This is a genomic window from Serratia sp. HMSC15F11 (assembly GCF_001808215.1).
GTDB lineage: Bacteria > Pseudomonadota > Gammaproteobacteria > Enterobacterales > Enterobacteriaceae > Serratia > Serratia nevei.
In genome coordinates this window covers 1-22,267 of record NZ_KV792500.1, presented here as the reverse complement: position 1 = coordinate 22,267, position 22,267 = coordinate 1, and the positions used below count along the sequence as shown (strand labels likewise).

Sequence of the window (22,267 nt, the reverse complement as noted above, 5' to 3'; positions counted from 1 at the left end):
CCACCTCCTCAGGAGGTGGTCTTTTACTTGCGGCTGCGGGGTGAGTCCGTATGATGGCGCGGCGCCAGGGCAATAAAAAACCGGGACCCTGACGGATCCCGGCTCAAAAGTGGGTAAAACAGATTAGCGCTAAAGGCTCAAGCCCCGTTTTGCTTGTGCAGTCCGAGCGATGTGCTCATCGTCTCAGTAGCGGCAACGGAACAAATTTTCCCTGGTGTTACTATGGTTATTATTAAAAAACGTGCTGGTGTTATTTTTTATAGTGTATTGCTGTATGTCTCTTTTGATACCATGTTTGACGATGCAACATGGTATGTCAAGCAACGTTTTTAACGCATAATTGCATGAGATGCTAGTTTTAGATGTGGCTTTTTCAGTAGAAATAATCAAAACGACTGATAAATCAGTAAAAAAAATCGAAGGAACAAATGGATAACAATCACCAAAAATTCGATTCACAGTCGATTGCCAATCGGGTCAGGGAGCTGTTTTTACATTACGGGATTGGAAAACGTCAGCATGCCCGAGAGCTCAGCCGCATCTTGGATCTGAGTTTTTCACATGCGCACCGCAAACTGAAAGGGCAAAGCCCCTGGACGCTGGAGCAGATCAACAGCGTCGCGGCCGCGCTGGGAGAAACGCCGGCGGCGATCGCCGATTTGAGCGCCGAACACGAGACGCCCGAGCCAAACATGGCGCGCGATGCCATCTTTGTCGTGGCGGGGGTGGCGATACCTTGCGTCGGGCACATCGGCGACGAGCTTGCTGCCGGGCGGCCGGCGGAGTTTGTGGCGCTGCGCGTGGAAGGGCAGTGGCATATCTATCGCGCCGATGAGGCGCCGGCAGGCCCGCGTTACGGCGTCGATCTGATCGAAATCCGGCCCGGCTTCGGCGACGACGAGCGGCTGAGCATCGCGGTATTGGACGATTCGCATCAGGCGGCCGATGAGCTGGCCAAGTATCTCGGCGGCTGCGGCTTTAACGCGGTGGCGTTTTACGACGTCGACAGCTTCTGTCAGGCATTGCAGCAAAGCCTGTTCGACGGCTACGTGGTGGACTGGCTGATCGGTGAGGAAACGGCGGATCGCTGTATCGCCACCATCCGCGCCTCCGATAACCCGGATGCGCCGGTACTGGTGCTGACCGGCGAGCTGGGGACCGACCGACGCGAGTCGGAAATCGCTCAGGCGATGCGCGAGTACGACGTGCTCGGCCCTTATGAAAAGCCGGTGCGGCTCCATGTCGTTTGATCGAAGCCGCACTGCAACGCTGTTTTAATCTTTAGCGGGGAACACCTCGGCCAGCGCGCTCGACAGCGCATCCAGCCGGACCGGCTTCATCAGGTAGTTGTCGAACAGGGCGCGCTGGTCCGCCGTCAGCTGCTCCGGCGTGTAGGCGCTGATGCCGATGATCGGCACATGGCGGTTGGGGCCGCGACGGTTGCGCAGCTGCCTGGCCAGGGCGGCCCCGTCGATGCCCGGCATCTGCAGATCCAGCAACAGCGCGTCGTAAGGGCGTCTGAGCAGCTTCTGCAGCGCGCGCTCCGGCGAGTCGCACAGTTCGTGCTGATAGCCCAGCTTGTCCAATAGCGCCGCAAAGGCGTCACCCACCGACTTGTTGTCATCCACCACCAGGACCTGCTGCGGCTTCTGCTGCAGAGAGGCATTGGCGGCGGCGGGCTCGTCGGCACGTTCGTCTTCACTGATCTGCACCGGAATGCTGACGATAAAGGTGCTGCCCTTCTTGATTTCGCTGTACACCGTGATGGTGCCGTCGAGCAACGTCACCAGGCCGTGCACGATCGCCAGCCCCATCCCCACGCCGGCATACTGCTTGGTATGCGACTGATCCAACTGGGTAAAGGGTTTGAAGATCTGATCGAGCTGGTCTTTTTCGATACCGATGCCGGTGTCGGTCACTTCGATGATCAACGAACTGCCGCCCGGTTGGCGGCGCAGGCAGCTGTGCAGCGTGATGCTGCCGCTTTCGGTGTATTTGTAGGCGTTGGTCAGCAGGTTGACGATAATCTGCCGGATGCGCAGCGGATCGGAGTGCACCAGCAGGTGGCTGCACTCCACCTCGCAGCTGAGTTTGACCTGCTCTTTACGGGTCAGGGTGGCGATTTCGTTGGCGGTCTCCGCGATCAGCTTCTGCGCGTCGAACGGCACGATGCGCAATTCCATCATGCCGCTGTCGAGGTGCGCATAGTCGGTCAGATCTTTCATCTGGCTTTCGATTTGCTGCGCGGCGGTCTCCAGCCGCTGGAAAGTGTCCGCATGCTCCGCCGACACCCGGGTGTTCACCAGCACGTCGATGGCCGACATCACGCTCTGCAATGAGGTGCGCAGCTCGTGGCCGATGGCGCCGAGGAAGGCGTTTTTGGTGCGGGTCGCTTTCTCCGCCTCGATCGCTTTGGCCTGCTGGCGAATGGTCAGCCGCTGCTGACGGAACACGATCAGGGTGATGGCGATCAGCGCAATCACCGAGAACATGACGATCACCAGCCCATAGAAAATGATGTGCCGTTTCTCGATATAGTCCTCATAGGCGGCGGTGCGCTGCTTCACCTCGGCGTGGTCGGTCAGGTTGGCCATTTCGATGGCGTAAGGCTTGATGGCCTTCATGGCCGCGAAAACCTGGTCGAAGTCGATTGTCGGGCTGTCCAACAGCTTATCGATGCGATCCATCTGCAGGCGCATCTGTTTGACCACTTCCGGGTAACCCGGCTCGGCGTACAGCGGCTGGGTCGATTCGGAGACGGTTTCCAGCACGTAAAAGCGCGAATAGAGGATTTCGAACCGCAGCCGCAGATTGTCGTTGTCGACCTGCGGAGCGTGGCTCTGCTGCTCGACGAAGGTGTCGAATTCCGCCAGCTTGATGGAGAACTTGGCGATCGACCACGAGTAGTTCTCCTGCGTGCCGGCGATGGCATACAGCCCTTTCTTCGACAGGGTGGCGCTGTAGTAATAGAGCGTGACGGTCGACGCCACCAGAAACAGCGCGGCGAAGATGGCCGGGATCGCCAGCCTGCTGCCGTTCTTAAAGGTCGTCAGCTTCATTTGATCACGATCCTGTCGACTTGCCAGATAAAGCGCGAGTTGTACAACGGCGAGTTCAGTTCAGGCCCGGCGGCGTCGCGCGGGTAAACCAGGAACAGCGGGCCGAAGTTTCTGAGCTTCAGCATTTCCCCGTCCATCTTGTAGGCCAGGATCATGTTGTACTTTTTGACGTCGGACAGCGGCACGTCGATGTAATAATCGTTCAGCGCGTAGAAGGTCAGCGTCTCGCCCTTGGCGCCGACGCGCTCCAGGATATCGGCCACCGAAATCCCTTCGAATTTTCTCTGTGGCGTCCAGGACGTGGAGGTGGTGATGCTGCGCACCGGCATTGCCAACAGCTGCTTATCGGTGAACAGATAGCTTTTGTTGACCGGGTCGGTCACGTTGTCGATCTTGCCCGCCACTTCCAGGGTAAAGCTGAGCGCGCTGCTCTGGGCGATAATCAGGGCCACGCAGGCCATCGCAAGGGTTTTGCATAGTTTGAACAGCATCGGTGTTCTCCAGAGGCGCGGGGAGGTTGTATCAGTCCCGCTAATTTATCAGGCAGAATAATGGCAGAAAAAGCAGGCGGGTGCGAAGGGAATAGTAAACCGCACAAAAAGAACAGGCCGGTGTTTACCGGCCTGAGAATGGGCTAACCGCAGCGGTTAGCGCATGGTAACGAACTCTTCCGCCGCGGTCGGGTGGATCGCCACGGTGTTGTCGAAGTCCTTCTTGGTGGCGCCCATCTTCACCGCTACCGCGAAGCCCTGCAGGATTTCATCCATGCCGAAGCCGATGCCGTGCAGGCCGACGATCTTCTCTTCCTTACCCGCGCACACCAGCTTCATGCGGCACGGCTGACGGTGCTGCGTCACGGCGCTGTACATGGCGGTGAAGGAGGATTTGTACACCTTCACGTTGTCCGCCCCGAACTTCTCGATGGCTTCCGGTTCGGTCAGGCCGACGGTGCCGATCGGCGGGTGGCTGAACACCACGGTGGCGATGTTGCTGTAATCCAGGTGCTCGTCCGGCTTGTTGTTGAACAGGCGCTCGGACAGGCGGCGGCCGGCGGCCACGGCGACCGGGGTCAGCTCTACCGCGCCGGTGTTGTCGCCCACCGCGTAGATGCCTTTGACGTTGGTGTTCTGGAACTTATCGACGTCAATGTAGCCTTGCTCGTTGGTCTTCCCCCCGGTAACGCCGAGGTTCAGGTTGTCGGTCGCCGGTTCGCGGCCGATGGCCCAGATCAGGCAGTCGACGGTGAATGCCTTGCCGTTTTCCAGCTGCAGCGTCAGGCTGCCGTCGGCGTTCTTGACGATCGCTTTCGGCACCGATTCGGTGTGCAGGCTCGGCCCTTCGGTGTTCATCACTTCCACCAGGGTTTCGACGATCATCGGATCGAAGCTGCGCAGCGGTGCGTGCTTGCGCACGAACAGGTGCGTTTCCGCGCCCAGCGCGTTCAGCACGCCGGCGATCTCCACGGCGATATAGCCGGCGCCGACGACGGCGACGCGCTTAGGCATGGCGTCCAGCTCAAAGAAGCCGTCGGAGTCGATGCCGTATTCCGCACCCGGAATCGCCGGGTGGCTCGGGCGGCCGCCGGTGGCGATCAGGATGTGGTCGGCGGTGATGGTCTCGCCGTTCACTTCCACGGTGTGTGCATCCACGAAGCGCGCGAAGCCTTTGATCACGTCGACCTTGTTCTTGCCCAGCACGTTGTCGTAGGAGTTGTGGATGCGGTCGATATAGGCGGTGCGGTTGGCGACCAGCTTCTTCCAGTCGAAGGCGTTGACGGTGGTGTCGAAGCCGTAGTCCGGGCCGTACTGATGGATGGCCTCGGCGATCTGCGCCGCGTGCCACATGACTTTTTTCGGTACACAACCCACGTTTACACAGGTGCCGCCCAGCTCTTTGGCTTCAATCAGCGCACACTTTTGGCCGTACATGGCTGCCCGGTTGATCGATGCGATACCGCCGCTGCCGCCGCCAATTGCTAGATAATCGTAATGTTTCGTCATCTGGGATTTCCATGAGTTGTGAATTTGAAGAGGGTAAGAGTTTAACGCCTGACCGGGGTTTGTCGCAAAGATTGCGTCGATGGCTGCGATAGGTGGACGCAGGGCGCGGCGAACCGCGCCCTGCCGGGGATTATTCCGGTACCACCCAGTTCACCAGATGGTGGCCGATGCCCGACGGCACCAACGCTTTGTGCAGCCACGGCAGCACGTTTTTCATCTGCTGTTCCAGCTTCCACGGTGGGTTGATGACGATCATGCCGGAGGCGGTCATGCCGCGCTGATCGCTGTCGGGTTTCACCGCCAGTTCGATCTGCAGAATGCGGCGAATGCCGGTGGCTTCCAGATCGCGCAGCATGCGTTTGATCTGCTGGCGCATCACCACCGGGTACCACAGCGCGTAAGTGCCGGTGGCGAAACGCTTGTAGCCTTCCTGAATGCCTTTGACCACGTCCTGGTAATCGGTCTTCATTTCATACGGCGGGTCCATCAGGATCAGGCCGCGGCGCGACAGGGGCGGCAGCTGGGATTTCAGCTGCTGATAGCCGTCGGCGCGCTGCACTTTGGCGCGTTCGTCTTTCTGGAACTCGCTGCGCAGCAGCGGGTAGTCGCTCGGGTGCAGCTCGGTCAGGTGAATTTTGTCCTGCGGGCGCAGCAGCTGGCGGGCGATCAGCGGCGAACCGGGGTAGTAGCGCAGCGTGCCGGAACGGTTGAAGTTGTGCACCACGCTCATGTAGGCCGACAGCTCTTCCGGCAGATCGTCGCGCTGCCACAGCAAGCCGATGCCTTCCAGGTATTCGCCGGTGCGCTCGGCGTGTTCGCCGCTGAGCTGATAACGGCCCGCGCCCGAGTGGGTATCCAGATACAGGAACGGCTTCTCTTTTTCCTTCAGCGACTCGATGATCAGGCTCTGAACGGTGTGCTTGAGCACGTCGGCGTGGTTGCCGGCGTGGAAACTGTGGCGATAACTTAACATGACGGGTGGCGATTCCTTGTGCTCCGCAGACGGAGCATTCAATGCAATAAGGCTTATAATCTGCACAGTATAAACTGTCTGGCCGGGAAAAACTGGACTCCGTTGCCGCAGACGTTCACAGAAAGGGACAGGACGATGAGCAAACAGGCGATTTTGGCGAACTACCCCGACGCGGCGCGCTGGGCGTTCGGCGATGGCCCCGAGTTGGCCGACGAACTGCTGCAGTTGGTGCTGAGCGGGGAAAAGACCGCCACCTGCAGCTCCTATGCGAGCTATCGCCGGGAGCAAATGCCGATGATCGGCGACGATAGCATTATTCTCGACGGCCGCGGCGAACCGGCCTGCGTGATCAAAACCTTGGCGCTGCGCCTGGTGCGCTACGACCAGGTGACCGCCGAGATGGCGGCCAAAGAGGGCGAAGGCGACAAAAGCCTGGCGTTTTGGCGCGAGGGGCATCAGGCGTTCTTTACCCGCGAGGGCACTTTTGCGCCGGACATGTGGCTGGTGTTCGAAGAGTTCGAACGGGTTGAAACGCTGTGAATCACAAGGAGAAAGGATGAGCTGCATTTTTTGCGACATCGTGGCGGGCAAGGCGCCGTGCCATAAAATCTGGGAAGACGACGACCATCTGGCCTTCCTGTCCATCTTTCCCAACACCGACGGCTTCAGCGTGGTGATCCCCAAGGCGCACCACCCGAGCTACGCCTTTGACCTGCCGGACGAGGTGTTGAGTGCGCTGATGCTGGCGACCAAGCGGGTGGCGAAGCAGCTGGACCGCGCATTCGACGACGTCGGCCGTTGCGGCATGGTGTTCGAGGGCTACGGCGTCGATCATGTGCACGCCAAACTGATCCCGCTGCACGGCACCGCGTCGCTGGATCAGTGGCGGCCGATCGAATCGACCTCGCCGAAGTTTTTCGAACGTTACGAGGGCTATATCTCCTCCCACGACGCCGCGCGCGCCGACGACGATCGGCTGGCGGCGCTGGCCGCCCGCATCCGCCAAAGCGCCGTTTAAGGCACGAACGATCAACGCTGGGCATTGATTTTCCTGTTGTCTGGCTCCATGTTAGAGATTCATACGCATTTTAAGGCTCGCCCCCGTGGCGGGCCCCAACGCTAATCAGGACTGCCCTATGACAAATCCGTTGCTGACCCCGTTTTCCCTGCCGCCGTTCTCGGCGATCCGCCCTGAAGATATCGTGCCTGCGGTGCAATCCGCGCTGGCGGACTGCCGCGCCGCGGTAGAGCGCGTGGTCGCGCAGCCGGGGCCGTTCACCTGGGACAATCTGTGTCAGCCGCTGGCGGAGTCGGACGATCGCCTGTCGCGCATCTGGTCGCCGATCGGGCACCTGAACTCGGTGAAAAACAGCCCGGAGCTGCGCGCCGCCTATGAACAGGCGCTGCCGCTGCTGTCCGAATACGGCACCTGGGTTGGCCAGCACGAAGGGCTGTACCAGGCCTATCGCAGCCTGAAAGAGGGTGCGGCGTTCGAGGCGCTGAGCGTGCCGCAGCGCAAGGCGGTGGACAACGCGCTGCGCGATTTCGAACTGTCGGGCATCGGCCTGTCGGCGGATAAACAGCAGCGCTACGGCGAGATCGTCGCGCGCCTGTCCGAACTGGGTTCCACCTACAGCAACAACGTGCTCGACGCCACCATGGGCTGGAGCAAACTGATTACCGACGAAGCCGAGCTGAGCGGCCTGCCGGAGAGCGCCCTGGCGCAGGCACAGGCGATGGCGCAGGCCAAAGAGCAAGACGGCTGGCTGCTGACGCTGGACATGCCGAGCTACCTGCCGGTGTTGACCTACGCCGACAACCGCGCGCTGCGCGAGGAGATGTACCGCGCCTTCGCCACCCGCGCCTCCGATCAGGGGCCGAACGCCGGTAAATGGGACAACAGCGAAGTGATGGCGGAAACGCTGGCGCTGCGCCACGAGCTGGCTCAGCTGCTGGGCTTCGATACCTACGCCGACAAGTCGCTGGCGACCAAAATGGCGGAGAGCCCGGAGCAGGTGATCGGCTTCCTGAGCGATCTGGCCAAGCGCGCCCGCCCGCAGGCCGAGCAGGAGCTGGCGCAGCTGCGCGCCTTCGCCAAACAGCACTATGGCGTGGACGAGCTCGAAGCCTGGGACATCACCTATTACGGCGAAAAACAGAAGCAGCACCTGTTCTCCATCAGCGACGAGCAGCTGCGCCCGTACTTCCCGGAACAGCGGGTGGTGGAAGGGCTGTTCGAAGTGGTGAAACGCATCTACGGCATCACCGCCAAAGAGCGTAAAGACGTGGAGACCTGGCATCCGGACGTGCGCTTCTTCGATCTGTTCGACGTTAACGGCGAGCTGCGCGGCAGCTTCTACCTCGATCTGTACGCCCGCGAAAACAAACGCGGCGGCGCCTGGATGGACGACTGCGTCGGCAGCCTGCGCAAGGCCGACGGCACGCTGCAAAAACCGGTTGCTTACCTGACCTGCAACTTCAACCGCCCGCTGGGCGACCAGCCGGCGCTGTTCACCCATAACGAAGTGACCACGCTGTTCCACGAGTTCGGCCACGGTCTGCACCACATGCTGACGCAGATCGATACCGCCGGCGTCTCCGGCATCAACGGGGTGCCGTGGGATGCGGTCGAACTGCCGAGCCAGTTTATGGAAAACTGGTGCTGGGAGCCGGAAGCGCTGGCGTTTATCTCGGGCCACTACCAGAGCGGCGAGCCGCTGCCGAAGGCCATGCTCGACAAGCTGCTGGCGGCCAAGAATTACCAGGCGGCGCTGTTCATCCTGCGCCAGCTGGAGTTCGGCCTGTTCGATTTCCGCATGCACTTCGAATACAGCCCGGAAAAAGGGGCGCAGATCCTACCGACGCTGGCGGAAGTGAAGAAAATGGTGGCGGTGGTGCCTTCGCCAAGCTGGGGCCGCTTCCCGCACGCCTTCAGCCACATCTTCGCCGGCGGCTACGCGGCGGGTTACTACAGCTACCTGTGGGCGGAAGTGCTGTCGGCCGACGCCTACTCGCGCTTCGAAGAAGAGGGGATTTTCAACGCCGAAACCGGCAAATCCTTCCTCGACAACATCCTGTCGCGCGGCGGTTCGGAAGAGCCGATGGCGCTGTTCAAACGCTTCCGTGGCCGCGAGCCGCAGCTGGATGCTATGCTGCGCCATTACGGCATTAAAGGATAACCCGACACGTGAGCGTGTGTTTATTGTGTGAAGCAGGCGCCGATCCCGGCGCCTTGTCTGTTTTGGCGCAGCGCTGGCAGCTGACGTCCGACGACGACGCGCCGATGGCGCTGGTACTGACCCCGCAGCGGCTGGAGCTGCGCAAGCGCGACGAGCCGAAGCTCGGCGGGATCTACGTCGATTTCGTCACCGGTACCATGGCGCACCGGCGCCGCTTCGGCGGCGGCCGCGGCGAGGCGGTGGCCAAAGCGGTCGGCATCAAGGGCAGCTATCTGCCGGACGTGGTGGACGCTACCGCCGGGCTGGGGCGCGACGCCTTCGTGCTGGCGGCGCTGGGCTGCCGGGTGCGGATGCTGGAGCGCAATCCGGTGGTGGCGGCGTTGCTGGACGACGGCCTGCAGCGCGGCTATCAGGATGCGGAAATCGGCCCGTGGCTGCGCGAGCGTCTGACGCTGCTGCACGCCTCCAGCCTGACGGCGCTGGCGGATCTCAGCCCGCACCCCGAGGTGGTGTATCTCGATCCGATGTTCCCGCACAAGCAAAAAAGCGCGCTGGTGAAGAAAGAGATGCGGGTGTTTCAATCGCTGGTGGGCAGCGACGATGACGCCGACGGCCTGCTGGAGCCGGCGCGCCGCCTGGCGACCAAGCGCGTGGTGGTGAAACGCCCGGACTACGCGCCGCCGCTGGCCGACGTGCCGGCGCACGCCGCCACGCTGACCAAAAGCCACCGTTTCGATATCTACATGCCGCTGTAATGTCAGCCGGGCCCGCGGTGTCGGGCCCTCAGTTTTCCTCCCGCAAACTTTTCCCCACGCTGCCGCCCGGATGCACCGCCAATAGGGTGTCCTTGTCGTAACCGCTGCGCGTCATCAGGCAGGCGCAGGCGGCGTCGAAGATCGCCAGCACCAGCACAATTGAGGTGGTGGCCAGCATGTTCAGCGCATCTATCTCCTTTTGCACCCCGGTGGCGATCGTCAGCTGCGCCGCCTGCGCGATGGCGGAATGCGGGTTTTCCGTCACCGCGATCAGCGTCACGCCCTTGGCCTGCAGCGTTGGCAGCAGGCGGGTCAGCTCGTCGGAATTGCCGCCGCGCGAGATCAGGATCAGCAGATCGTCGGCGCGCAGAAAACCCAGATCGCCGTGTGCCGCGCCGGTGGCGTCGAGGTAGACCGCCGGCCGTTCCACGCAGGCCAGCATGTGGGCTATCTTGCGCGCCGCAATCCCCGAGGTGCCGACGCCGGTGACGGCGATTTTACCGCGGCAGTCGGCCAGCAGCGCCAGCAGCCGTTGCCAGGTGCGCGCGTCGAGGCGCTCGCCCAGCTGCGCCAGCTCCTGGCTGTAGGTTTGCCAACCCTGCACGGCCTGCCGCCATTCCTGCTGCATCACGCCTCCTCCTGCATCAACCGGCGGTATTTCATGTGGTCGTTGTACAACTCGTGGAATACCCGGTATTTGCGGTCGTAGTAGCTTTTTATCTGGTTGGTCTGCGGCGTGACCGTCTTGCCGATGCGGCTCATGGCGCTCATCGCCTCCGGCAGGGTGTCGAACACGCCCGCCGCCACGGTGCCCATCATTGCGCCGCCCAGCAGCATCGCTTCGCTCTCCTCCGGCAGCAGCATGGCGCAGCCGGTGGCGTTGGCGTGCTCCTGCACGAAGATCGGGTTCTTGGTGCCGCCGCCGCTGGCCATGATGGTGTCGATGCTGTAGCCGCTGTGGTTCATGGTTTCGATGATGTGGCGGGTGCCGAGCGCGATGGCCTGAATGGTGGCCAGGTAGTGCAGCGCCATGTCCTCCGGCGTGCGCGACAGCTTCAGCCCGGTCAGGATGCCGGTCAGCGTCGGGTTGGCGCGCGGCGAGCGGTTGCCGTGGAAGTACGGCAGCATATGAATGTCCTGCGTCAGAAAGGCGATATTCTCCGGCTCGCCGGCCATGCGGCGCAGAATGGCGTTCAGCACCTCATAGATGGTCTGCCCCTGGGTTTTCGCCTGCGCCAGCAGCTCCGGGTAGCACGGGTGCGATTGGATGACGTGGTCGATCAGCGCGCCGGTGGCGGACTGGCCGCCCTCGTTCAGCCAGTATTCCGGCAGGATCGCCGAGTAATATGGCCCCCAGACCCCGCCGATAAAGCGTGCGGTGCGCGACATCGCCATATGGCCGGTGGAGGTGCCGCCGATCAGCGCGACGCGGCGGTTGAAGTCGGCCACCTCGCCGGAGACGCCGGTGGCGCCCAGCGTGCCGAGGGTGCCGGCGTGGGCATCAATGATCGACACGCTCACCGCCGTGCCGGCGATCAGCCCCATCTCGCTGGCGGCGCGCTGGGTCAGGCCGTGGCCCAGCGGCTCGCCCATCATTTTGACGTCGCTGCCGATCTTGGCCGCGTCATGTTCCAGCACGTCTTCCAGCCCGATCTGCTGGAAGTAGCTCTTGTCCCAGCGCTGTTCGTGGCCGAGATAGGTCCACTTGCACACCGTCGAGCACAGCGAACGGGTGGCGTCCTGGGTGGCGCGCCAGGTGAGGAAGTCCGGCAGATCGAACAGGTAACCGGCGTTGGCCCAGGTGGTGGGCATGTGCTGTTTCAGCCACAGCAGTTTCGGTGTCTGCATCTCCGGTGAAATGATGCCGCCGACGAAGTCCAACACCCGGTGTTTGGTGGCGTTGATGCGCTCGGCCTGGGCGATCGCCCGGTGATCCATCCACACGATGATGTTCTGTTCGGTGCGGCCGGAGGGGCTGACGGTCAGCGGCTTGCCCTCTTTATCCAGCACCACCAGCGAACAGGTGGCGTCGAAGCCCAGCCCCTTGACCTGAATCGGGTTGATGTCGGCCTGGTTGACCGCGTCGCGCACCGCATTGCACACCGCCTGCCAGATGTTATCCGACGACTGCTCGACGAAATCCGCCTTCGGCCGGTACAGATCGATGGCCCGGCTGGCCTGGCCGACCATGCGGCCATTAAGATCGAATACGCCCGCGCGCGCGCTTCCGGTGCCCACATCTACGCCAATAAAATAGCTCGCCATTATTTTCTCCTAAAGGTTGTGCCTCGCCATTGCCCGTGAGCGCCGCTGGCGGTCATTTAAGCGCGAAGCAAGGCGTGAGCCGTGAAGTTTGGTGGGCCCAAATAAGCGGTGAATAACGATGCTGCGCGCTTAAATGGCCCCAGCCCGAAGGGACGCGCCCCAAAATCCCGATTTCTTCGTTGTCAGGTTTGGACATAGACCCGCTATGCCCTGCACCTTCCGCCTTGATAGCGGAATTTTGGGTCTGCGTCGGCGCCACGTTCAATGACGGGGCGCAACCTAAACTTTTCGATTCTGTAACGCGATAAACAGGATCAGCACGCCGCCCCACAGGGCCATGGTCAGGTAGCTGCTGACCCCCAGCAGATTGAGGCCGCTTTCCAACATTTGCAGCACGATCAGCGCCAGCACCAGCCCCAGAATACGGCCGAAACCGCCGTCCGGGTTAATGCCGCCCAGCACCGAGGCCAGAATGGTCACCAGCAGATAAGATTCGCCGTAGCCGGCCTTGGCCGAGTTGAACTTGGCCATCATCAGCAGGGCGGCGCCCCAGCCGAGCAGCGCCGACAGGATATACACCGCGATCTGCACCCGTGCGGTGTTCACGCCGCTGAAGCGGGTGGCCTGTTCGTTAGAGCCGATCAGGTACAGGCTGCGGCCCAGCGTGGTGTGCTCCAGCAGCAGCCACAGCCCGGCCGCCACCAGCAGGAACAGGATCAGCGCCACCGGTACGCCGAGCACGGCGCCGTTGCCGAGAAATTGAATCGCCGCCGGGAAGCCGGAGATCACCGCGCCGTTGGACAGCAGGATATTCAGGCCGGTGATCAGGGTCATGGTGCCGAGCGAGGCGAGGATTGGCGAGACGCCGATCCAGGCCACCAGCGCGCCGTTCAGCGCGCCGATCGCCACTGCCACCAGCAGGCCGGCCAACAGCGCCAGCGCCAGGAACAGCGGCTGGTCGGGATGGCTGACGATGATCGCCGCCATCACCAGCGAACAGGCGTTGGCGCCGGCGATGATCGACAGGTTGATGCCGCCGGTCAGCATGGTGATGCCCATGCCGAGCGCCAGCAGGCCGAGGATCGGCAGCTGCGAGGCGATCGACTGGAAGTTGCCGAGGCTGAAGAAGCGCGATCCGAGCAGCCCGGCGAAGAGCAGCGCCACCGCGATGATGATCGCGCCCTGCAGGCGAATGATCCGATCGCTTGGGATCAACCGAGTTAACTGCGTCATGTCAGATCTCCTTGAGCAGCTTGCGTTTTTCGTTCCAGGCGGTGGTGCTGATGCTGATCAAAATGATCGCGCCGCTGAATACCTGGTGCCAATAGGCCGAGACGCTGAGCAGCGTCAGCCCGTTTTGCAGGAAGGCCAGCAGCACCACGCCGAGCAGGGTGCCGGTCAACGAGCCGCGGCCGCCGCTCATGCTGGTGCCGCCCAGCACCACCGCCGCCAATACCGTCAGCTCGAAGCCAAGCAGCGAGTTGGGGGCCACCGACTGGGTGATCTGCGCCTGCACCACCGCCGCGACGCCGGCCAGAATGCCCATGTAGCCGTAGACGCAAAAATGCAGCCGCAGCAGGTTCAACCCCAGGCGCGACGCCGCGTCGCGGTTGCCGCCCATCGCGTAGATCTGGCGCCCCAGCCGGGTGCGGTTCATCAGCACGCCGGTGACGACGATGGTCCCCAGCAGGCACAGCAGCGGCAGCGTCAGGCCGTAGTCGTAGCCGTCGGCGCCCTGGAACGAGAACCAGTTGATGCCGTTCATGAACCAGTCCGGGAAGCCGTACAGCCAGGTGCCGTTAGTGGCGTACACCAGCAGGCCGTAGAACAGGTTAAGGGTGGCGATGGTGATGATGATCGCCGGCACTTTCAGCCAGTACACCAGGAAACCGTTCACCAGCCCGAGCAGCAGGCCGACGCCAATCGCCAGGGCGAACGCCAGCGGGAAGCTGCCGCCGTGCTGGATCACCCAGCTGGCCATCACATACTGGGCGATGGCGGTAACCGCCGGGAACGAAATGTCGATGCCGCCGGCGATCAGCACCACGAACAGCCCGCAGGCCAGGATGCCGAGAATGGCGTAGCTGGTGGCGACGTCGGGCAGGTTGCCGAGCGTCAGAAATTCGTCGGTGCCGGCGCTCAGGCCGATCGTCAGCAGCAGCACCAACAGGCCGAGATAAAACTCGTGCCGCCCGGCCAGGCGGGCCAATAATGACTTATCCATTCACCACCTCGGCGATCTGTTGCTCGGTACTCTGGTGCGGCGCGAATTCGGCGATCAGTTCGCCCTTGCGCATCACCATCACCCGATGGCTGTTGTAATAGGCTTCCGGGATCTCGTCGCAGATCATCAACACCGCCATGCCCAGCTGCGCCAGATCGCGGGCGATCTGGTAGATCCCCTCTTTGTTGGCGATGTCCACGCCGACGGTGGGCGAGTCGAGGATCAGAATCTTCGGCTGGGTCGCCACCCATTTGGCGATGGCGATGCGCTGGGCGTTGCCACCGGACAGGGTTTTCACCGGCAACGCGCTGTCGGACACTTTGATGTTCAGATCGCGGATCAGCCGGTTGACCAGCTCGGTCGCCTTGACGTGATCCAACAGTCCGAGCGAGGTATGCAGCCGATCGAAGACGGTGACGATGGTGTTGTCGTAGATGGATTGTTCCATGATCAACCCCTGCGTCAGGCGATCCTCCGACACATAGCCGATGCCGTGGCGCACCGCTTCGCGGTTGTTGTGCAGCTGCACCGCCTGGCCCTCGATGCGGATCTCGCCGCTGTCCGGCCGCGTCATGCCGAACAGGCTGAGGCAAAGTTCGGTGCGGCCGGCGCCGAGCAGGCCGACGATCGAGACGATTTCGCCGCCACGTAGCGCCAGATTGACGTTGCGGTATTTATCGCCGCGGCTGAGGTTGCGCACCTCGAGCAGCGGCGCCTGTTCGGCCGGCGGCAGCGGCGGCAGCGGGCTGTAGTGGAAGCGTTGGCCGGTCATCAGGAACGCCAGTTCATGGCTGTCCAGTTCGCTGGCCGGCCAGGTGCCCACCAGCTTGCCGTCGCGCATCACGCTGATGCGATCGGCGACTTCCATCACTTCATCCAATCTGTGGCTGACGAATACCACGCAGATGCCGGCCGCCTTCAGCTCGTTGACCCCCCGCAGCAGGCCGTCGCCCTCCTGGCGGGTCAGCGAGGCGGTCGGTTCGTCCATGATAACCAACCGAGCCTCGGCGGCGATGGCGCGGCAAATCGCCACCAGTTGCCGATCGGCGATCGACAGTTTTTCCACCTTTTTATCGGGATCGATGCGTATGCCGACCCGCGCCATGGCGTCGAGCGCCGTCTGGCGCATCACCCGCTTGCGCACCCAGAAGCGGCCGCCGGGCAGGTAACGGTGGATGGCGATGTTCTCCGCCACCGTCAGGTTGGGGAACAGCGACAGGTCTTGGTAGATCACCTGTATGCCGTAATAACCGGATAGCTGTGGCGTCAGGGCGTGGAAGAGTTTGCCTTCCAGCGAAATGTTGGCGCCTTTTTCCGGCTGATAGACGCCGGAGATAATTTTAATGATGGTGCTTTTGCCGCAGCCGTTTTGCCCGGCCAGGCAGTGCACTTCGCCTTTATTCAGCGTCAGGTTGATCTGGTCTAATGCCAGCACGCCTGGGAATCGCTTGCTGATATTCTCCAGGGTGATAAATGCGGGGGAGGCTGTCATAACGTTAACCTGTGCTTGCGTAGCGGCCTAAGCCCTGGGCGCAGCAATGCTGCGCCCCTACGAGGGTTTAACTACTTTCCCGGTGTGGCGAAATTACGCGAAAAATCAGAATCCAAGCGATTGGGCGTTGTCTTTGGTCACTTCCAAAATCTTATTAAACCGAATCACTTTGTGTTCCATATCGACGTCAGCCTTGCCAAGGCCCTCGATCGACAGGTCTTTGTTCACTTCCTTGCCCTGCAGCAGCTGGTCGGCCACCGTCACCAGCGCATAACCGGCGTCTTTCGGATCCCACAGCAGCGCTTTCTTGATGTCGCCGCGCATCAGGTAAGGGGCGGCCTGCGCCGGCATGGCGATGCCCACCACCGCGATTTTGTCCTTGGCGCGTTTCTTGGCCACCGCCTGGCCGGCGCCGATCGGGCCGAGCGAGCCGAAGCCGATGATGCCCTTCATCTGCGGATAGGTTTTCATCAGATCCAGCGTGGTGGCGTAGGATTTGTCGATGCTTTCCGCCACCGGCAGGCGCGAGGTGACTTCAAACATGTCCGGGTATTTTTCTTTCTGGTATTTGATGGCGGAGTCGGCCCAGGCGTTGTGCAGCGGCACGGTCAGCGAGCCGACGTAGATCGCGTAGCCGCCTTTGCCACCCATGTCTTTCGCCAGCTCATCGACGTTGGCCTGCGCGTATTTCTCACTGTCGATGGTCTCGATGTCCCACTGACCGATCTGCTGGTCCGGGGATTCATGGGTCAGCACCACGATGCCTTTGTCGCGCGCTTTTTTCAGCACCGGCTCCAGCACCTTGGCGTCGTTCGGCACCACGATGATGGCGTTGACGTTCTTGGCGATCAGATCCTCAATCACCTTGACCTGCGCGGCCGGATCCGGCGTAGAAGGGCCGGTCTGGTAGGCGTTGACGTCGAGTTTTTTCGCCGCTTCGTTGACGCCCACTTCCATGCGGTTGAACCACGGAATGCCGGTCACTTTAGCGACCACGGCAATCTCATACTTATCAGCGGCGAACACAGGTGTTGTCGATAACATGCACGCAGAAACCACACATGCATTTAATAATGCGAGGTTAAATTTCATTAGCTGTACCTTTTTTTATCTGTAGGGGTGGCGGTTTTTCCACCGCTGCAGATTACAAAGGAATGGAAGAGGGGGCGTAGCTGAAGTTAATGAAATGTGATCTGCGCACATTTAAGTAAAATAATGGCGTATTTAGTGTTAAATAAATGTTTAATTATTTAGTGGTGGTAAATTTACTACCGATTAATAAGCAATAAAAAACCTTTTATTAACTTTTATTTAACGTATTGGCATCATTTGGATGGCGTGAAAGCATAAAAAAATGCCGGCGCAGAGGCCGGCATTGAAGCATTTAATCGATGTGTGAACAAGATCACCTTTAAGGCGGATTACAGCACGCCCTGCGCCAGCATGGCGTCCGCGACTTTGACGAAACCGGCGATATTCGCGCCGTGCACGTAGTGGGTTTGCTTGCCTTCGCCGCCGTATTCCACGCAGGCGTGGTGAATATCGGCCATGATATGTTGTAAACGTACATCCACTTTCTCTGCCCGCCAGCCGATGCGCGCGGCGTTTTGCGCCATCTCCAGCCCCGAGGTGGCGACGCCGCCGGCGTTGGCCGCCTTGCCCGGCGCGAACAGCACGCCGGCGTCGAGGAAGGCGTCGGTGGCCTGGATGGTGGTCGGCATGTTGGCGCCTTCCGCTACCGCCTTCACCCCGTTGCGGATCAGCGTTTGCGCCGCCTCGAGATCCAGTTCGTTCTGGGTGGCGCACGGCAGGGCGATATCCACCGGCACGTTCCACGGCTGCTGGCCCGCCAGATACGTCAGGCCGCGTTCGCGGGCGTAGTCCGCCACCCGGCCGTAGCGTTGGTTTTTGATCTCCGCCAGGTGTGCCAGCTTCTCGGTGGTGAAGCCGTCTTCGTCCACCAGGGTGCCGCCGGAATCCGACACGGTGATCACGCGCGCGTCCAGCTCCAGCGCTTTCTCGATGGTGTACTGCGCCACGTTGCCGGAGCCGGACACCGCCACCCGCATGCCCTCAAAGCCCAGGCCGTGGCGCTGCAGCATGGCGTCGGTGAAGTACACCAGGCCATAGCCGGTCGCCTCGGGGCGGATCAGGCTGCCGCCGAAGGAGAGGCCCTTGCCGGTAAATACGCAGGCGGTATTGTTGGACAGTTTTTTCATCATGCCGGCCATAAAGCCGACTTCGCGGCCGCCGACGCCGATATCGCCGGCCGGCACGTCGGTGTCCGGGCCCAGATGGCGATACAGCTCGGTCATCAGCGCCTGGCAGAATCGCATGATCTCGCCCTGGCTTTTGCCCTTCGGATCGAAATCGGAGCCGCCTTTGCCGCCGCCCATCGGCAGGGTGGTCAACGCGTTCTTGAAGGTCTGCTCAAAACCGAGGAATTTCAGGATCGACAGATTTACCGACGGGTGGAAGCGCATGCCGCCCTTGTAGGGGCCGATGGCCGAGTTGAACTGTACGCGGAAGGCGCGGTTGACCTGCACCTGGCCGCGATCGTCCACCCAGCTGACGCGGAACTGAATGACGCGCTCGGGCTCCACCAGGCGCTCCAGCAGCGCCTGTTCGCGATAGCGCGGGTTGCGTTCGATAAACGGCCACAGCGAGGTGAATACTTCGCGCACCGCCTGCAAATATTCCGGCTGGTGGGGGTTATGGCGTTGTAACGAGGACAGGAAAGACTCTACCGATACGGCATATTCCATGGATAACTCCTTTTCGCATTAAATTTCCCCCGCTATTTCTTATAGATATGGGTATAGGCGATGCCCGGGGGAGGATGTTGTGTCTTTAGCGACTATATCATCGGAGGGCGGTTGATTATCAAGCGATTAATCGGCGTAGCGGCATGAAAAACGCCCGCAGGGCGCGGGCGTTGGGCAGTTAAGTTGGCAAGTGCTTACTTTATTCGTCTTCTTCATCGCGCAGCGGCACGATCAGCATATCGATGTGCACGGTATTGATCAGCTGGCGTGCGGAAGACATCAGCTTGCTCCAGAAGTCCTGGTGGTGGCCGCACAGCACCAGGTCCATGTCGTATTTCTTGATGGCATCAACCAATACCTGTGCCAGATCGCCGCTGCCGCTCAGGGTCTCGGTGATCGGGTAGCCGGCGTTCTGCGACAGCTCGGTCAGCGCCTGATGGGTTTCCTCGGAGATGCGTTTTTGCATGTCGCCGAGATTGACGTCGATAAGGCCGGTATAGAGGTCGGAATAGTTGACATCGACGTGGATCAGAGAAACTTTAGCGTTGTACGGCCGCGCCATCGAGACGGCTTTTTCTACCAGGATCTTGCTTTCCGGTGATAGGTCCACCGCGATCAGTATGTGTTTGTAAGCCATAAGAATACTCCTTCCATAAACATGCCGATTAAAAAGGGTTAGCAGGCGTTCCGTTTACCCGCCTGGCGCTTTTGGTTCCATAGTATCATTCGGATAACGCAATGATATGTTGGGGCGATCACACTGCGCCGCATCGAAAATCTCTCCGCCCGATACCTTTCGTTGTACACCCGCGCGGCGTAAAAGCCTATGGATTATGCGGATGCTGACGGTCTGACCGCTTGAATTATAAGCGTTATTAAACAAAGTATAGCGCTAAATGTGCAATCAGCGCTCCAGATGCGGCTGCAGCAGGCTTTCAAACCACTCATGAAACACCGCCAGGCGGCGCGATCGCTGGCGGCGATGGGGATAGATCAGGGCGATCGGCATGGAAGCGGCGCGGTAACCGGGCAGGACTTCCACCAGTTCACCGGCGTCGAGCAGGTGTTGCACGTCGTAGCGCGGGATCTGCATCAGCCCCAGCCCGGCGCGGCAGCAGGCGATATAGCTTTCGGCGTTGTTGACCACCACCCGGCTGGGCAGTTCGAGCCGTTGCGTATGGCCGTCGTCGGCCAGGTATTCCCAGGGGGATTCGCGGCCGGTTTTGGGCGAGGCGTAGCCGATGCTCCAGTGTCCCTCGACGAGATCGCCGGGCTGGCGCGGGTGGCCGAATTCGCCCAGGTAAGCGGGGCTGGCGCAGTTGATCAGCGCGATATGGCCGAGTGGGCGCATTACCAGGCTGCTGTCGTGCAGATCGCCGACGCGCACCGCGCAGTCGACCCCTTCCTGCACCAGATCGATGGCGCGATCGGCGGAGCCGAGCACCAGCTGCAGATGAGGATGGCGCCGCAGCAGGCCGGGCAGCGCCGGCGCGATCAGCCGGCGGGCGATGCGGCTCGGTACGTCGACGCTGAGCCGGCCGGAGGCCTGGCGCTGGCTGGCCTGAAACGACTGATCGATGTCTTCCACCTCGGCCAGCAGCGGGCGCAGCCGCTCGAGCAGCTGTTCGCCGTCGGCGGTCAGCCGCACCTGCCGCGTGGTGCGGTGCAGCAGGCGCACGCCCAGCTGCGTTTCCAGCTGTTGCACGGCGGCGGACACCGAGGCGCGCGGCACCTCCAGCGCATGGGCCGCTCGGATAAAGCTGCCCATTTCCGCCACCTGTACGAATACGCGGTATTGATTGAATCTGTCCATCTCGTTACCTGCTGTTCCTTGGCGCCGTTTCTGACAGAGAGTGTAGCCGCATGGCGCGGTTGCGCGCGAGCAGGTGTGGGGGCATCTGTGCCCCCGTCGAACTTATTTGGTGGTGTAGCCGCCGTTGATCAGGATGGTTTGGCCGGTTACCCACCAGCCGTCGCTGACCAGGTGGCGGATGAACGGCACCACGTCTTCGATATCGGTCAGGCCGGTTTTGCTGAACGGCGACAGCGCCGCCGCCGTTTTGTGGTAGGCCACGGCGTCCGCACCCTCCGCCGGGTAGAAGAACGGGGTGTCCATCGGGCCGGGGCCGACCGCCGTCACGGAGATACCGCGTTCGCCGAACTCCTTGGCGGCGGCGCGGGTGAAGTGTTCCACCGGCGCTTTGGTACCGGCGTAAGCGGCGTAAAACGGCGTGAAGGCGCCGAGCAGCGAGGTGACCAGCGTGCAGATTTTACCGTTGTCGTTGAGGTGTTTGCCCGCCTCTTTCAGGAAGAAGAACGCGGTTTTGGCGTTGACCGCCGTCATCTCGTCGTACTCGGCTTCGCTGATGTCGACCATCGGCTTTTTCAGCACTTTGCCGACGGTATTGATGGCGATATCCGGCCTGCCGACGGTGGCGACCGTATCGGCGAACAGCTTTTCGACCGCGCCCGCGGTGGTGAGATCGGCCTGCAGCGCGACGCCTTGCGCCCCGGCGGCCTGAATGGCGGCGACGGTTTTTTCCGCTTCGGCTTGGGAAGCGGCGCTGTTGTAGTGGATCACCACCGCTTTGGCGCCTTGTTCAGCCAAATCGCGTGCGATCAGCCCGCCGAGGTTTTTGGCGCCGCCGGCGATGAGGACGGTTTTTCCCTTGATTGAATGGTTTGCCATAACAGTTTCCTTGGATGAGCGTAATGGAAACCTGAGTCTAGCCAGCGTGGGGGGAAAGATCAGCGGCGTGGGGCGGGATAGACTATCCAGAAAAACCGACCAATCACCGGCCGGCGGTTAGTCGTTAGCCCGCCCCGGCGGAGGGCGTTTCGGCGCGGGGTGGTAAATTTTATCCACTGATCAGGCCAGTTTGCGTTTCATTAACCTACAATGATGGATATGGGCCTCATCATTTCCCCTCTGAGTGGAACCACGCTGTGCAAATCTCTCTGTGCGGTGCGGTAACGTCTCGGGAGGCGGTGGGTTATGGGCGTGGCCCGTGCAGGCAAAAAAGGGGATGAGAGCGGTAAGCTCCAGCAGAGTATCGGGTAATGAGGTAGGGCGGTTGGACCCGGCGGATGGCCGCGGATAACAACGCCTTGAGGGGGCAATCATGATCAGTACCGTCGCGCTGTTTTGGGCCTTATGTGTGGTGTGTGTGGTAAACATGGTGCGGTATTACTCTTCTCTGCGCGCGCTGCTGGTGGTATTGCGCGGCTGTGACCCGCTGCTGTACCAATACGTCGACGGCGGCGGTTTCTTCACCGCCCACGGGCAACCCAGCAAGCAGCTGAGGCTGGTGCGCTATATCTTTGCGCAACGCTATGTCGAGCACCACGATCCGGAGTTTATTCGCCGCTGCGAGCGGGTGCGCGGGCAGTTTATGCTGACCTCGGCCCTGTGCGGCCTGGTGGTCATCAGCCTGATAGCGCTGATGATTTGGTATTAATGCCTTCCTGTTTCCCTTGATGCAGGCAAAAAAAAGGCGGCCTTTCGGCCGCCTTTCTCATGATGCTGACCCGTCCTGAATAGCGTTGACACATTTT

The 22,267-nt window shown here is 61.3% G+C and carries 19 protein-coding genes and 1 pseudogene; 6 read left to right on the top strand and 14 right to left on the bottom strand.

Going from position 1 to position 22,267, the window contains the following annotated elements:
• Positions 1–428 precede the first annotated feature (428 nt).
• Positions 429–1,285 (top strand): annotated as a pseudogene (locus HMPREF3138_RS21950) (helix-turn-helix domain-containing protein).
• Here HMPREF3138_RS21950 and HMPREF3138_RS21945 read toward each other — a convergent pair.
• The 4 genes from HMPREF3138_RS21945 to HMPREF3138_RS21930 all read right to left on the bottom strand — a co-directional run bounded on the left by HMPREF3138_RS21945 (position 1,275) and on the right by HMPREF3138_RS21930 (position 6,032).
• Complete coding sequence (locus HMPREF3138_RS21945) at positions 1,275–3,059, bottom strand: ATP-binding response regulator (protein WP_038873863.1); 1,785 nt, start codon at positions 3,057–3,059, stop codon at positions 1,275–1,277. The pseudogene HMPREF3138_RS21950 and the gene HMPREF3138_RS21945 sit on opposite strands and share 11 nt — an antisense overlap.
• Positions 3,056–3,550 carry a putative pterin-binding protein gene (locus HMPREF3138_RS21940; RefSeq protein ID WP_033636391.1) on the bottom strand — a complete coding sequence of 165 codons (495 nt, stop codon included), beginning with the start codon at positions 3,548–3,550 and terminating at the stop codon, positions 3,056–3,058. The genes HMPREF3138_RS21945 and HMPREF3138_RS21940 overlap by 4 nt, the downstream gene beginning before the upstream one ends.
• 156 nt (positions 3,551–3,706) lie before the next feature.
• Entirely contained in the window at positions 3,707–5,059 is a 1,353-nt protein-coding gene (gene gorA, locus HMPREF3138_RS21935) for a glutathione-disulfide reductase (protein ID WP_070559338.1), read from the bottom strand.
• 130 nt (positions 5,060–5,189) lie between these two features.
• Positions 5,190–6,032 (bottom strand): 23S rRNA (adenine(2030)-N(6))-methyltransferase RlmJ, encoded by an 843-nt coding sequence (locus HMPREF3138_RS21930; RefSeq protein WP_038873859.1) that lies wholly within the window; start codon positions 6,030–6,032, stop codon positions 5,190–5,192.
• Positions 6,033–6,167: 135 nt separating this feature from the next.
• Between HMPREF3138_RS21930 and HMPREF3138_RS21925 the strand changes: the two genes are divergently transcribed.
• From HMPREF3138_RS21925 to rsmJ, 4 genes are all read left to right on the top strand, one after another.
• The gene (locus tag HMPREF3138_RS21925) at positions 6,168–6,572 is read left to right on the top strand and encodes an ASCH domain-containing protein (protein WP_038873857.1); all 405 of its coding nucleotides are present in this window, start codon (positions 6,168–6,170) and stop codon (positions 6,570–6,572) included.
• A gap of 16 nt (positions 6,573–6,588) precedes the next feature.
• Positions 6,589–7,050: an HIT family protein gene (locus HMPREF3138_RS21920; protein ID WP_038873854.1), complete on the top strand. Its 462-nt coding sequence runs from the start codon at positions 6,589–6,591 to the stop codon at positions 7,048–7,050.
• Between the two features lie 118 nt (positions 7,051–7,168).
• Complete coding sequence (gene prlC, locus HMPREF3138_RS21915) at positions 7,169–9,211, top strand: oligopeptidase A (RefSeq protein ID WP_038873853.1); 2,043 nt, start codon at positions 7,169–7,171, stop codon at positions 9,209–9,211.
• A gap of 8 nt (positions 9,212–9,219) precedes the next feature.
• On the top strand, positions 9,220–9,966 hold the full coding sequence (gene rsmJ, locus HMPREF3138_RS21910) for a 16S rRNA (guanine(1516)-N(2))-methyltransferase RsmJ (RefSeq protein ID WP_038873850.1): 747 nt from the start codon (positions 9,220–9,222) through the stop codon (positions 9,964–9,966).
• Positions 9,967–9,994: 28 nt separating this feature from the next.
• On the opposite strand, the gene HMPREF3138_RS21905 is transcribed toward rsmJ, so the two are convergent.
• The 10 genes from HMPREF3138_RS21905 to HMPREF3138_RS21860 form a co-directional block, all read right to left on the bottom strand.
• A complete protein-coding gene (locus HMPREF3138_RS21905; protein WP_038873848.1) occupies positions 9,995–10,594 on the bottom strand; it encodes a KpsF/GutQ family sugar-phosphate isomerase in 600 nt (199 codons plus the stop codon).
• On the bottom strand, positions 10,594–12,231 hold the full coding sequence (locus HMPREF3138_RS21900; protein WP_038873847.1) for an FGGY-family carbohydrate kinase: 1,638 nt from the start codon (positions 12,229–12,231) through the stop codon (positions 10,594–10,596). The genes HMPREF3138_RS21905 and HMPREF3138_RS21900 overlap by 1 nt, the downstream gene beginning before the upstream one ends.
• A 279-nt stretch (positions 12,232–12,510) precedes the next feature.
• Positions 12,511–13,464: an ABC transporter permease gene (locus HMPREF3138_RS21895; protein WP_038873845.1), complete on the bottom strand. Its 954-nt coding sequence runs from the start codon at positions 13,462–13,464 to the stop codon at positions 12,511–12,513.
• 1 nt (position 13,465) lies between these two features.
• Positions 13,466–14,455, bottom strand: a complete 990-nt coding sequence (locus HMPREF3138_RS21890) for an ABC transporter permease (RefSeq protein WP_070559336.1) — start codon at positions 14,453–14,455, stop codon at positions 13,466–13,468.
• Complete coding sequence (locus tag HMPREF3138_RS21885; RefSeq protein ID WP_070559334.1) at positions 14,448–15,947, bottom strand: sugar ABC transporter ATP-binding protein; 1,500 nt, start codon at positions 15,945–15,947, stop codon at positions 14,448–14,450. Before HMPREF3138_RS21885 ends, HMPREF3138_RS21890 begins: the two co-directional genes overlap by 8 nt.
• A 105-nt stretch (positions 15,948–16,052) precedes the next feature.
• Complete coding sequence (locus tag HMPREF3138_RS21880; RefSeq protein WP_033636379.1) at positions 16,053–17,039, bottom strand: autoinducer 2 ABC transporter substrate-binding protein; 987 nt, start codon at positions 17,037–17,039, stop codon at positions 16,053–16,055.
• A 329-nt stretch (positions 17,040–17,368) separates the two neighbouring features.
• A complete protein-coding gene (gdhA, locus tag HMPREF3138_RS21875) occupies positions 17,369–18,712 on the bottom strand; it encodes an NADP-specific glutamate dehydrogenase (RefSeq protein ID WP_033649380.1) in 1,344 nt (447 codons plus the stop codon).
• 199 nt (positions 18,713–18,911) lie between these two features.
• The gene (uspA, locus tag HMPREF3138_RS21870; RefSeq protein WP_004930988.1) at positions 18,912–19,349 is read right to left on the bottom strand and encodes a universal stress protein UspA; all 438 of its coding nucleotides are present in this window, start codon (positions 19,347–19,349) and stop codon (positions 18,912–18,914) included.
• Between the two features lie 267 nt (positions 19,350–19,616).
• Positions 19,617–20,525 (bottom strand): LysR family transcriptional regulator, encoded by a 909-nt coding sequence (locus tag HMPREF3138_RS21865; RefSeq protein ID WP_038873838.1) that lies wholly within the window; start codon positions 20,523–20,525, stop codon positions 19,617–19,619.
• A 102-nt stretch (positions 20,526–20,627) separates the two neighbouring features.
• A complete protein-coding gene (locus tag HMPREF3138_RS21860) occupies positions 20,628–21,401 on the bottom strand; it encodes an SDR family oxidoreductase (protein ID WP_038873835.1) in 774 nt (257 codons plus the stop codon).
• Positions 21,402–21,834: 433 nt separating this feature from the next.
• Here HMPREF3138_RS21860 and uspB point away from each other — a divergent pair, with 433 nt between their 5' ends.
• Positions 21,835–22,170 (top strand): universal stress protein UspB, encoded by a 336-nt coding sequence (gene uspB / locus HMPREF3138_RS21855; protein WP_016930435.1) that lies wholly within the window; start codon positions 21,835–21,837, stop codon positions 22,168–22,170.
• Positions 22,171–22,267 lie beyond the last annotated feature (97 nt).